This is a genomic window from Mesorhizobium sp. RSR565B (assembly GCF_054719465.1).
The window spans coordinates 826573-837853 of record NZ_JBTTIE010000001.1 but is presented as its reverse complement, the minus strand read 5'-3'; the positions used below and the strand labels follow the sequence as shown (position 1 = coordinate 837853).

Here is an 11281-nt window from a genome sequence, read left to right as displayed (position 1 = left end):
CCGGGCAGGGGGGTTACGATGGCCGACAAGAACGGGCCAGACGGAACCGGAGAAACCGGCCGCGGCAGCAAGCACGAGGCCGACATCCGCGACGAAGATCTCGAACGCCGCCGGCGTGAGCTTGGAGCATCGCTTGCGACAAGACGGCCGGATCAGCTCGAGGGGAATGACGGCGCGAAAGCGACGGCCGGATATGGCCAGGCGCTCAAGCTGTCCAGCGAGTTCATCGCCGGGATAGTGGTGGGTGTGGGCCTTGGCTGGTTTCTGGATCGCGTGGCGGGAACCTCGCCATGGGGTCTGGTCGTCGGCTTGTTGCTGGGCTTTGGCGCCGGCGTGCTCAATGTCCTGCGTTCGTCAGGTGTTGTGGCGGAATTCGGAAAAAGCGAGAAGTCGCACGATCCGAAAGAATGAAATGGCGCCGCCAACGGCGCACAAGGACACTTAAGGCCGTTCGCGGCTTTGACGGGGATGTAAATGGCTGCTGACAAGGTCGATCCGATCCACCAGTTCCATATCGTCAAGCTGATTCCGATCAACATCGGAGGCTATGACCTGTCCTTCACCAATTCGTCCCTGTTCATGGTCGCGACCGTGCTCGTCGCATCGGCGTTTCTGTACCTCTCGACCTCGAGCCGCAGCCTTGTTCCCGGGCGCCTGCAGTCGGTTTCGGAAATGGGCTACGAGTTCGTCTCCAACATGCTGCGCGACGCCGCCGGAACGCAGGGCATGAAGTTCTTCCCCTTCGTGTTCTCGTTGTTCATGTTCGTACTGGTCGCCAACCTGCTTGGCCTTTTCCCGTACTTCTTCACCGTCACCAGCCACATCATCGTCACCTTCGGCCTCGCAGCCCTGGTGATCGGAACCGTCGTTGTCTACGGCTTCACGAAGCACGGTCTGGGTTTCCTCAAGCTCTTCGTGCCGCATGGCGTTCCGGTGTTCCTGCTGCCACTGGTGGTGCTGATCGAAGTGATCTCCTTCGTGTCGCGCCCGGTCAGCCTCTCGGTTCGTCTGTTCGCCAACATGCTGGCCGGCCACATCACACTGAAGGTGTTTTCGGGCTTCGTCGTCAGCCTGAGCGCGCTCGGCGCCGTCGGCGTTGCCGGTTCGGTGTTGCCGCTGGCCATGGCAGTCGCGCTGACCGCGCTGGAATTGCTGGTCGCTTTCCTGCAGGCCTACGTCTTTGCGGTGCTGACCTGCATGTATCTGAACGACGCCCTGCATCCCGGGCACTGACCTAGAATTTCCGGCATCTTTCGCCGGATGGAATTGCAACGAATTACAGATCCAAAGGAGTTTAAAATGGACGCAGAAGCAGCAAAGTACATCGGCGCCGGTATCGCTTGCCTGGGCATGGGCGGCGCGGGCATTGGCCTCGGCAACATCTTCGGCAGCTACCTGGCGGGCGCCCTGCGCAATCCGTCGGCCGCCGATGGCCAGTTCGGCCGCCTCATTTTCGGCTTCGCCGTGACCGAAGCTCTGGGCATTTTCTCGCTTCTCATCGCGCTTCTCGCCCTGTTCGGCTGAGCCCCTGTTCGGCCAATTATTGGTCGGACGAGCATTGGGAAGAATTGGCTGGCCGCATTCCTGCGGCCATGCCTGATATCAGGGGATAGTCCATGTTCGTGACATCTGCGTTTGCGCAAGAGTCCGCACCCGCCGCTGAAGGCGCCCATACCGGTACGGAAGGCGGCACGCATTCCGGCGCCGGCGTGCCTGCCGAGGCGCACGGCACGTTCCCGCCATTCGATCCGGCGACGTTTCCGTCCCAGCTTCTGTGGCTGGCGATCACGTTCGGGCTGTTCTATCTGTTCCTGAAGAAGGTGGTGATGCCGCGCCTTGGCGGCATCATCGACGTCCGCAGCGATCGCATCACGCAGGACCTCGACCAGGCCGCCAGGCTGAAGGGCGAGGCCGACGCCGCCGTTGCCGCTTACGAGCAGGAACTTGCGGAAGCCAAGGCCAAGGCCAACGCGATAGGCCAGCAGGCCAACGACGCTGCCAAGGCTGAAGCCGAGGCTGCCCGCAAGAAGGTCGAGGCCGCCCTCGACAAGAAGCTCGGCGAGGCCGAGGCCAGCATTGCTTCCATCAAGGCCAACGCCATGAAGGAAGTCGGCACGATTGCCGAGGACACCGCTTCAGCCATCGTCGATGCGCTTGTCGGCGGCAAGACGAGCAAGGCCGAGATCTCGGCTGCGGTCAAATCCGTGGCCCGGTGAGGAGCACATCATGGACGCCACATCTCTCGCAACGCTTTGGGCAACAGTTGCCCTCGTCATTTTCCTCGGCGTTGCCGTTTACATCAAGGTGCCAGGCCTGATCGCCAAGTCGCTCGACGCCCGTGCGACCAAGATCAGCGACGAGCTTGCGGAAGCCCGCCGGTTGCGCGAAGAGGCCCAGCAACTGCTCGGCCAATACCAGAAGAAGCGCAAGGAAGCCGAGCAGGAGGCCGCAGCCATCGTCGCTGCCGCCAAGCGCGAGGCCGACATGCTTGCCGCCGAGGCGCACAAGAAGACCGAAGACTATGTCACCCGTCGCACTGCGCTTGCCGAGCAGAAGATCGGCCAGGCAGAGCGCGAAGCCGTCGCCGAAGTGCGCGCCAGCGCCGTCGACATCGCCGTCGAGGCGGCCCGCACGCTGCTCGCCGGCAAGATCGACGCCAAGGCCGGCGCGGATCTTTTCAAGTCCGCGCTGCAGGACGTGAAGGCCAGGCTGAACTGAGCGGGGTTAACTCGCTGACATCAAGCCGCCCGGGCAACCTGGCGGCTTTTTTGTTGAGCGGCGACGGAGATTGGCGAAGGCGGTGGTGCGCCTGATCTCCCCCCTCGAGGGGGAGATGTCGCCAAAGGCGACAGAGGGGGTCCGTTCGACCGGGCGCGACGCATTCTGCTGCGAAGAAGGGCTAGCGCTTCACGCGCGGCGACCCCCTCTGGCCTGCCGGCCATCTCCCCCTCAAGGGGGGAGATTACCATTACTCCAACCCGGCGAAGCTCTCTTCCTCAACCACCTCAACTCCACCCAGCCTGAACGGCGCGAATGATGCCCGGTGCAGCCTTGCCACCGGCCCATGCGCTTCGATCGCGGTGCGGTGCCGCACGGTGGCGTAGCCCATATGGACCTCGAACCCGTAGCGCTCGTGATGGCTGCCGCAGCCGCACATCATGCGGTCGCGCATCACCTTGGCGACGATCGAGGCGGCGGCGATCGATTGCGAGCGCTGGTCGCCCTTGATCAGCGCGCGGCCTTCGCAGAGGAGACCCGGCGGCACATCGCGGCCATCGGCCAGCGCCAGCTTTGCCTGGATCGGCAGGCCGGCAAGGGCGCGGCGCATGGCTTCCAGGCTGGCCTTGAGGATATTGCTGCCGTCAATGCCTTCGGCGCTGACCGAGGCCATCGACACGCCGAGCGCTGACCCCAGGATTTTCAGGAACAGCGCCTCGCGCTGCAAATGGTTGAGCCGTTTGGAATCGTCTAGCCCGTCGGGAATGTTGGCGGGATCGAGGATCACCGCCGCCGCCACCACCGGCCCCGCCAGCGGACCGCGGCCGGCCTCGTCCATGCCTGCCACCGGCCAAAGGCCTTCAGCCATCGCCTTCGTCTCGAAGGAGAAGTCGGGCTTTTCGACGATTTCTAAAAGAAGCGGAGAATCGGAACGCGCGCGAGCCATGTTGCGGCGAGGTTCGCATCGGCTCCGATTCTCCGCAAGTCCCTCCAGGGTCGAGTGGGGCAAGACCGGGAGGGCACCGTCTGCAGGCCGGGGGACAGGCCGGACGGGATTCTTGGGTCGCCTGCCAACCACGAGGGCAGGGCAGGCGCTACTTTCAGAGCAGCATCAGCTGCTCGGTCGCCTTGGCGGCGGCTACAAACTGGTCGGTTCGGAGCGTGCGCCGCTCGGCGTTGAGGCCGAGCCGCTTGGCCGTGATCTCGAAGCGCCGGCCGATCTGCCAGGCATAGGGGCCGGCGCCTTTCATCCGCTTGCCCCATTCCGAATCATAGTCCTTGCCGTCGCGCATCGAACGGATCAGCGACATCACGTGCCGGTAGCGGTCGGGATAATGGCGCAGCAGCCAGTCCTTGAAGATCGGCGCCACCTCGAGCGGCAGGCGCAGGATCACATAGCCGGCCTCGCGGGCGCCTGCGGCGCGTGCCGAATCGAGGATACGCTCCATCTCCTGGTCGGTCAGGCCGGGGATGATCGGCGCCACCATGACAGAGGCCGGGATGCCGGCATCGGAAAGCTGCCGGATCGCCTCGAGGCGCTTGGTCGGCGTCGACGCGCGTGGCTCCATGGTGCGCGCCAGCATGCGGTCCATCGTCGTCACCGACAGCGCCACCTTGGCCAGCCCGCGTTCGGCCATGCGCGACAAGATGTCGATGTCGCGCGTCACCAGATGGGATTTGGTGACGATGCCGACCGGATGGCCGCGCGCCTCCAGCACTTCGAGGATCTCGCGCATAATCCGGTATTGTTTCTCGATCGGCTGGTAGGGATCGGTGTTGGTGCCGATGGCGATGGTGCGCGGCTGATAGCCATCCTTCGACAGTTCCTTGTCGAGCAGCCGCGCCGCATCCGGCTTGGCAAACAGCTTCGCTTCGAAATCCAGCCCCGGCGACAGGCCCATGAAGGAATGCGTCGGCCGGGCGAAACAATAGACGCAGCCATGCTCGCAGCCGCGATAGGGGTTGATCGAGCGGTCGAAGGAAATGTCGGGCGATTCGTTGCGGGTGATGATGGTGCGCGGCTTCTCGACCTGCACTTCGGTCTTGAACGGCGGCAATTCCTCCAGCGAATTCCAGCCGTCGTCGAACACATGCCGGCTGACCGGCTCGAACCGGCCGGACGGGTTGATGCCCGCGGAACGGCCGCGGTTGCGATCCGGACGGACGCGCATGCCGCTCTGTTCGATCATCGCATTGGCCATCTCGGCTCGCCCTGCTCCGAAAGCAGCAATGTCCGCACGCACGATATGTTCCATTTTGGCCCTTTCCCAAGGACTGTCGGCTGGCTGTCGAATAGCTCTGTTCATGAAAATAATCCTATTTCGCTGATGAGAACAAAGCAAGAACTTTTTCGTTGGGCCATGCAAAACTGGCGCTGCGCCGGGCTTTCCGCTATTCGGCTAAAAATGCTCAGCGTTCTCATCGAAACCCGGGATGACGAAGAAGGCCTTGCCCGCACGCTCGCCTCGTTGATCGGCGGCGCGGTCGAGGGCGTGGTGCGCGATGTCATCGTCTGCGACACCGGCTCGACCGACCAGACGCATCGGGTTGCCGATCATGCCGGCTGCCACTTCGTGGCCGGCGGCATTGCCGCGGGAATCAGGCAGGCGAAGGGTGACTGGCTGCTGTTTCTGGAACCCGGCGCAAGGCTGGCGGAGGGCTGGATCGACGACGTTGTCGCTCACACGGCGCGGCAAACCATGCCGGCGCGCTTTTGCCGTGCGCGCGGCAGCCGCACGCCGTTCCTGTCACGGGTGTTTTCGGGCAACCGGGCGCTGGCCGAAGGGCTGGTCATCAGCAAGCGCCAGGCCGCTGCCCTGTCGAAGAACGCGCACAGCGCCGAAGCCCTTGCGCGCGGTCTCGCCACCAGGCGGCTCGACGCCGAAATCTGGCTGGCGCCGAAGAAGTGATGTTTCTCCCTTTTCCCGTTCCCAGGGAGAAGGGTGCCCGAAGGGCGGATGAGGGGCAGCGTCGGCGTCTCATCCGCATTGGCACGGTCGCAGCACCATCCCTCTTTTTCGCCGCAAAAAGCTATTGTGCATTGCACAAAAGCTGACGCGGGATTAGCATTCCGTTGATGCGGGATATCGGGGTTTGGGTAGTGCCGGAGCGGTAAGCAAGCGCCGCGTCGTCGTTGCTGCCGTTCATATCTGAGGACCCCGATGAACCTTTCGTCCCCTGACAAATCCGGCGCCCCCAGTCTGGAAGCCATTGCCCGCAACGGCAGCCTGCTCCGCCGCATCGCGGTGCGTATCCCGACCTATCTGTCCGACCTGCGCGAAAATCCCGCATGGCTGCCGATGTTCGTGCTTGCCCGCACCATGCCGGCGCGCAAGCTGCACTGGCTTGGCGCCAAAGCCGCGCGCCCCGCGCAGAGTGCCGGAGCGACGATGTTCAGGGGCGTCGACCTCAAGTCGATCGTCGCGGCGCTGCGCACCGATGGCCTGTTCTCCGGACTGGTCCTTCCGCAGGCAATCCACGAAGAGATCGCCAGCTTTGCTCAGAGCACGCCGTGCTTCGGCAATTTCGACCGCCGGCTCGAATTCATGCCCGGAGAACACGCAGAAGCCGAGAAGCGGTTCGGCCGCTCTTTGCTCAGCGGACACTATTTCGAGCGCATCCTCGGCTGCAAGGCGGCACTCGCCATCCAGAACGACCCGCTGCTGCTCGACATCGCCCAGCACTATCTGGGCGGGCAGGCAAAGCTGATCACCACGCGTGTCTGGTGGAGCTTTCCGACCGGCGAGGCTTCCGACGCCGACAAGAACCTTGCCTCGCTCGGCAAATATCATTTCGATCTCGACGACTGGCGGATGCTGAAATTCTTCTTCTATCTCAAGCCCTGCGATGCCGGCACCGGCCCGCATGTCTATGTCAAAGGCAGCCACAACAGGCGCAGCCTCAAGCACCAGTTGACGCTGCTGGTCGGCCATCCGGCGCAAGACGTGCTCAAGGTCTATGGCGAGGACAGCCCGGTCACGCTGACCGGCGAGGCCGGGCTCGGCTTCGTCGAGGACCCGTTCGGCTTCCACATGGGCACCGTGCCGTCCACCACGCCACGGCTGATGATGGAGGTCGGCTTCGGCGTCTCGCCGCCCTCGCGCCGCCGCTTCCACGGCGAACCGGTCATCCGCTGACGCCGGAGCGGATCTCGACCGGCATCCAGCGCGCTTGCCGCCGGGCAATGCGACCCTCTTTGTTCTCGGCATCATAGTCCATCGGGACCGGCTCGCGGTTGAACCGCGGCCGGTCATCCAGCGCATTGACGATGACGATCGCTCTTGGGTCGCAGTCGGTGGTCACAGCAGCGACATAGACGCCGCAGTCCCGGCAGATGAGATAATCGGCGGTGCGTAATCCGAACCGGTATCGGTGCAGCCGCGCCTCGTCCTCGACCGAGACGATCAATCGGCCCTGCGGATCGGCGGCGGCGCGCGAACCATGCCGGACACAGAACGCGCACTGGCAGGCGCGGATCTCCATCTCGGACGGCTCAATTCCGGTTTCGAAGGTCAGGTGGATGTTGCCGCAATGGCAGCCGCCGCGGTGCGCGCTCATTGGATCTCTTCCGTCTTGACTTGGCGACAGACTATCCGCCCGACGACCCGGAGGAAATGACCTCTCGAAGGCGCAGCCGCCATTCTGCCTGACAAAGGCAGCACTTGGCCGGCACTTTGCCTTGGTTTACGAGGCGGCCTTGCCGCGCCGCAAATGCTCGTCCAGGCGCGGCATGATCTCGACGAAGTTGCAGGGCATGTGGCGGTAGTCGAGCTGCGGTTTCAGGATGCCGTCCCAGGCGTCCTTGCAGGCGCCGGGCGAGCCCGGCAGCACGAAGACGAAGGTGGCGTTGACGACGCCGCCCGTCGCCCGACTCTGCACTGTCGAGGTGCCGATCTTGTCGTAGGAAATGCGATGGAACACTTCGGAAAAGCCATCCATGCGCTTCTCGAAGATCGGCTCCAGCGCCTCCGGCGTCACGTCGCGGCCGGTAAAACCGGTGCCGCCGGTGGTGATGACGACATCGATGTCTTCGTCGCGCGACCAGCCCAGCACCTTGTCGCGGATTTTCTCCCGGTCGTCGGTGACGATGTCGCGCGCGGCCAGGACATGGCCGGCCTCGGCGATGCGATCAGCCAGCGTCTGGCCGGATTTGTCGTCGGCAAGGCTGCGCGTATCGGACACCGTCAGCACCGCGATGCGCACCGGGATGAACAGGCGGCTTTCGTCAATTTTGGTCATCGGCCCACTCTGAAGCGATGCTTCGTGTCGCGGCGACAAACCACTCCGGTTCGCGGCTGCGGATCTCGGCGGCGGCGCGCTTGGCGACATTGCCGGTCTCGAACAGCCCGAAGCATGTCGCGCCGGAGCCCGACATGCGCGAGAATCCAGATCCGGCCCTGTTCAGCAGGGAAAGCGCTCTGCCGATGGGCGGCTGTATTGCTTGCGCCGGTTCCTCAAGATCGTTGCGGGTGATCTCCAGCCAATTGCGGACGCCGTGGAAATCGAAACCGCGCGGCAGCGGCGGCAGTCCTTCATTGTCGCGTTTTTCAAGTGCATTGAACACATCGGGCGTCGAGACGGCGACGCCGGGATTGACCAGCACCAAAGCGAGCGCCGGAAAATCCGGCACCAGCGACAGCTCGTCGCCGACGCCACGCGCAACCAGCGGTTTTGCCGCAAGACACATCGGCACGTCGGCGCCGAGCGTGAGACCGATCCGGCTCAGTTCGGCCTCGCCGATGTCGAGCCCCCAGGTCCGGACAAGACCTTGCAATACCGCCGCCGCGTCGCTCGAGCCGCCGCCGACCCCGGATGCGACCGGCAGGTTCTTTTCCAGCCGGATGGCAACCGGCGGCGTGCTCTGCTGGCCGGCCTGCCTGCGCAGCGCCTCGCGCGCCTTCACCACCAGATTGCTGTCGTCGATCGGCACGGAAGTCGCGTAACGGCCCGATACGGAGAACCGGTCGGCGTCGGCAGGCTCGATCTCGACCCTGTCGCCGAAGCGGGTGAAAACGACCAGGCTCTCGAGCAGATGATACCCGTCGGCGCGCCTGCCGCTGACGTGCAGCGCCAGATTTATCTTGGCGGGCGCAAGCCACGTCCGGGCTGCGGCATCCAAACTGTCGGCTGCTGACGGGATGATGCTCAGTCCTTGGCCAGGCGGTATTCGCCGGTCTTGGGATCCTGGACCAGCGTGCCGTTGGTGCCGTTGGCTGCCTGCTTTTCGGTGCGCCGCACCTTGGCGGTCACACGTTCGGCCTCGCGGACGAAGGTGCGGTAGCCGAAATAAGCGGCGGCGCCGACAACTGCGAAGAAAATGATCTGTGGCATTTCAAAGCTCCTCCCTCGCAAGGCGGCAAGGCAGACTGTCAAGCGCTCATGCTAGACGCTTTCCCGGCTTTTTCAAAGCCCGAAGCGCGCCCACAATGCGCGCTCTTCCGCCGCATCGATCACGCCGCTTGCGGCGGCGGCGGCAATATCGGGCGCTGAAAAGTTCGAGCCGAACAGGCCGATACGTCCAAACAGGCCACGCGGCGCGGTGACCAGCCTGAGCTGGGTTTTCGCGCCGAAGCGGGTTTTCAATACCGTGCGCATGTCGCTCAACGCATCGACGAGGCCAAGCTCCAGCCCTTTCTTGCCGGTCCAGAACAGGCCGGTGAACAGGTCCGGATCGTCCTTCAGCTTGGTGCCACGGCGTTCTCTGACCAGATCGATGAAGGTCTCGTGCACCTCAAGCTGCAGCGCCTTCAGGCGCTCGACGTCTTCCTTCTTTTCCGGCTTGAACGGGTCGAGCACCGCCTTGTTCTGGCCGGCGGTGTGGACACGGCGCTCGACACCGATCTTCTTCATCAGTTCGGGAAAGCCGAACGAGGCCGAGACGACACCAATCGAACCGACGATGGAGGACGGATCGGCAAAGATCTCGTCGCCGGCGACCGCGATCATGTAGCCGCCCGAGGCCGCCACATCCTCGACGAAGACCAGCACCTTCTTGTTCTTCTCGACCGCGAGGTCACGGATGCGCTTGAAGATCAGCCGCGACTGCACCGGCGAGCCGCCAGGCGAATTGATCGAAATGGCGACGGCGGGCGCATCGAACAGGAACGCCTTTTCGATGAGGGCGGCGGTGGACGCCAAGGACAGGCTCGGCCGGAACGGGCCGCCGCCGGCCATGATGGTGCCATGCAGCCTGATGACGGGAATGGTGACGACGCTGGATCGCCAGGATTTCGGCAGCAGGCGGTTGAAAAGGCGTTTCACGAGGTGGCTGTCTCCAAATGGCTTCAACGCATGTAGGGATTTGCCGGTCAACGGCAATGCTGCAATCCATCTCAGCCAACTGTGTGCCGGTTTTGCGGCAACGACACTGACGGGCCCAAAATCAATCGCCAAACAGCGACGCCAGTCCGTTGTTGATCATCTCGGTGCGTTCCGACGGGCCGTCGCCCGTTTGCCCATGCAGCATCAAAGGCTGGCGGATCGACAGCTTGCCGCGCGCGCCGAGCGCTGCCCTGACGACAATGCGGATTGCGGCTGCTTCCGGGCGCGGATGGACGGCCAGCATCTCGGCGTCGCCGAAGCGGCCCGACAGCGCATGGAGGAGGTCGCCAAGCTGTTCCGGCCGCGCAATGACGGCCAGGCCCCCGCGCGGTTTGGCGACGGCAGCCGCACTCCGGATCCAGCTTTCGAACAGCCCCTGTTCCATCACATGCGCCTGCCGCCGCAGCGGATCGGGCGTGGCGCGGTCTTGCGCCGCGTTGAAGGGCGGGTTCATGATGACGAAATCGAAGGAATTGTCGGCAAGGCCGGCTTGCGTCCGCGCCCGGCCCGACAGCGTGACGTCGGCGGTCAGCACCGAGGCGCGATTGCCGAGATGCGCATTGCCGGGATGGGCGAGCGTGGTTGTGGCGAAGCCTGCCATCTCGGCCGACCGTTCGACGAGCACGACCTGCGCCTCTGGGCAGCGCGACAGCACGGCGAGACCCGCCGCACCGGCGCCGGCGCCGAAATCGGCGAGGCGTCCAGAAAAGCCGGATGAAACTGCTGCCGCCAGCATCATGGCATCCATCCCGGCGCGATGCCCTGTCCTGGGCTGGACCAGCCAGAAGCGGCCGCGATGAAAGGCATCGACCGTATGGGCCGGCGTATCGCTGGTAAGCGCGCTCGCTTCAGCCATTATGTCTGGCGGATTTCGTTCTCGATGCCGGCGTCTTTCAAGATGCGCCGCGCCTGATCGGCCTGGTCGGCATCGACCATCACGCGCTTCTGCAAAAGACCGATCGACCCTTCGAGAATGCTCATGTTCTGGTCGGCGACGAAGCAGGCGATCCCGGCATCGCGCATCAGCGATTCGACGAAGGAGATGATCACGGCATCGTTGGTGCGCACGAGTTCTATCATCGGACGAAGTTCGCAGGTTGCAGCGTTGATGTAAACGCCGGAGCATGGCGCCGAAAAGTGTGGAGCGGTTTTCGGGCAACGGCATGCGGTCGCTAAGGTTGACACGCCGTCACCGCAGCCGCGCCAATTCGCCTCTTGCCGTGCCCGTATGTGCCGCCCTAGA

At 64.1% G+C, this 11281-nt stretch carries 16 protein-coding genes; 7 read left to right on the top strand and 9 right to left on the bottom strand.

Annotated features, from left to right (window positions below; genetic code table 11):
• The first annotated feature begins 18 nt into the window (after positions 1–18).
• The 5 genes from ACYG9R_RS04205 (at position 19) to ACYG9R_RS04185 (ending at position 2718) form a co-directional block, all read left to right on the top strand.
• Entirely contained in the window at positions 19–411 is a 393-nt protein-coding gene (locus ACYG9R_RS04205) for an AtpZ/AtpI family protein (RefSeq protein ID WP_023668486.1), read from the top strand.
• Between the two features lie 63 nt (positions 412–474).
• Positions 475–1233: a F0F1 ATP synthase subunit A gene (locus ACYG9R_RS04200; protein WP_023668485.1), complete on the top strand. Its 759-nt coding sequence runs from the start codon at positions 475–477 to the stop codon at positions 1231–1233.
• Between the two features lie 66 nt (positions 1234–1299).
• Positions 1300–1524 carry a F0F1 ATP synthase subunit C gene (locus tag ACYG9R_RS04195; protein ID WP_006206606.1) on the top strand — a complete coding sequence of 75 codons (225 nt, stop codon included), beginning with the start codon at positions 1300–1302 and terminating at the stop codon, positions 1522–1524.
• Positions 1525–1616: 92 nt separating this feature from the next.
• Positions 1617–2216: a F0F1 ATP synthase subunit B gene (locus tag ACYG9R_RS04190; RefSeq protein WP_023668484.1), complete on the top strand. Its 600-nt coding sequence runs from the start codon at positions 1617–1619 to the stop codon at positions 2214–2216.
• A gap of 10 nt (positions 2217–2226) precedes the next feature.
• Positions 2227–2718 carry a F0F1 ATP synthase subunit B gene (locus tag ACYG9R_RS04185; RefSeq protein ID WP_023668483.1) on the top strand — a complete coding sequence of 164 codons (492 nt, stop codon included), beginning with the start codon at positions 2227–2229 and terminating at the stop codon, positions 2716–2718.
• A 250-nt stretch (positions 2719–2968) separates the two neighbouring features.
• Here ACYG9R_RS04185 and ACYG9R_RS04180 read toward each other — a convergent pair whose 3' ends face one another.
• Together ACYG9R_RS04180 and ACYG9R_RS04175 are read right to left on the bottom strand one after the other, a co-directional pair.
• The gene (locus ACYG9R_RS04180; RefSeq protein WP_023823458.1) at positions 2969–3664 is read right to left on the bottom strand and encodes a ribonuclease HII; all 696 of its coding nucleotides are present in this window, start codon (positions 3662–3664) and stop codon (positions 2969–2971) included.
• Between the two features lie 154 nt (positions 3665–3818).
• Positions 3819–4973, bottom strand: a complete 1155-nt coding sequence (locus ACYG9R_RS04175) for a PA0069 family radical SAM protein (protein WP_023684378.1) — start codon at positions 4971–4973, stop codon at positions 3819–3821.
• Between the two features lie 150 nt (positions 4974–5123).
• On the opposite strand from ACYG9R_RS04175, the gene ACYG9R_RS04170 reads away from it, so the two are divergent.
• Together ACYG9R_RS04170 and ACYG9R_RS04165 are read left to right on the top strand one after the other, a co-directional pair.
• Positions 5124–5627 carry a glycosyltransferase gene (locus ACYG9R_RS04170; RefSeq protein ID WP_023687105.1) on the top strand — a complete coding sequence of 168 codons (504 nt, stop codon included), beginning with the start codon at positions 5124–5126 and terminating at the stop codon, positions 5625–5627.
• A gap of 252 nt (positions 5628–5879) precedes the next feature.
• Positions 5880–6854: a hypothetical protein gene (locus ACYG9R_RS04165; RefSeq protein WP_023823457.1), complete on the top strand. Its 975-nt coding sequence runs from the start codon at positions 5880–5882 to the stop codon at positions 6852–6854.
• On the opposite strand, the gene ACYG9R_RS04160 is transcribed toward ACYG9R_RS04165, so the two are convergent.
• The 7 genes from ACYG9R_RS04160 to ACYG9R_RS04130 all read right to left on the bottom strand — a co-directional run bounded on the left by ACYG9R_RS04160 (position 6844) and on the right by ACYG9R_RS04130 (position 11118).
• Positions 6844–7275 (bottom strand): GFA family protein, encoded by a 432-nt coding sequence (locus tag ACYG9R_RS04160; protein WP_023823456.1) that lies wholly within the window; start codon positions 7273–7275, stop codon positions 6844–6846. The two genes, ACYG9R_RS04165 and ACYG9R_RS04160, sit on opposite strands and share 11 nt — an antisense overlap.
• A 126-nt stretch (positions 7276–7401) precedes the next feature.
• Positions 7402–7956 carry a molybdenum cofactor biosynthesis protein B gene (gene moaB, locus ACYG9R_RS04155; RefSeq protein WP_023726394.1) on the bottom strand — a complete coding sequence of 185 codons (555 nt, stop codon included), beginning with the start codon at positions 7954–7956 and terminating at the stop codon, positions 7402–7404.
• Positions 7943–8836, bottom strand: coding sequence for a 4-(cytidine 5'-diphospho)-2-C-methyl-D-erythritol kinase (locus ACYG9R_RS04150; protein ID WP_023823455.1), 894 nt, complete (start codon positions 8834–8836; stop codon positions 7943–7945). Before ACYG9R_RS04150 ends, moaB begins: the two co-directional genes overlap by 14 nt.
• Before the next feature lie 26 nt (positions 8837–8862).
• Positions 8863–9048, bottom strand: coding sequence for a membrane protein (locus tag ACYG9R_RS04145; protein WP_023668475.1), 186 nt, complete (start codon positions 9046–9048; stop codon positions 8863–8865).
• A gap of 72 nt (positions 9049–9120) precedes the next feature.
• Entirely contained in the window at positions 9121–9978 is an 858-nt protein-coding gene (locus ACYG9R_RS04140; protein ID WP_023823454.1) for a S49 family peptidase, read from the bottom strand.
• A 121-nt stretch (positions 9979–10099) separates the two neighbouring features.
• Entirely contained in the window at positions 10100–10894 is a 795-nt protein-coding gene (locus ACYG9R_RS04135) for a tRNA1(Val) (adenine(37)-N6)-methyltransferase (RefSeq protein ID WP_031199235.1), read from the bottom strand.
• Positions 10894–11118 carry a putative signal transducing protein gene (locus tag ACYG9R_RS04130; protein ID WP_023692106.1) on the bottom strand — a complete coding sequence of 75 codons (225 nt, stop codon included), beginning with the start codon at positions 11116–11118 and terminating at the stop codon, positions 10894–10896. The genes ACYG9R_RS04135 and ACYG9R_RS04130 overlap by 1 nt, the downstream gene beginning before the upstream one ends.
• Between the last annotated feature and the right edge of the window lie 163 nt (positions 11119–11281).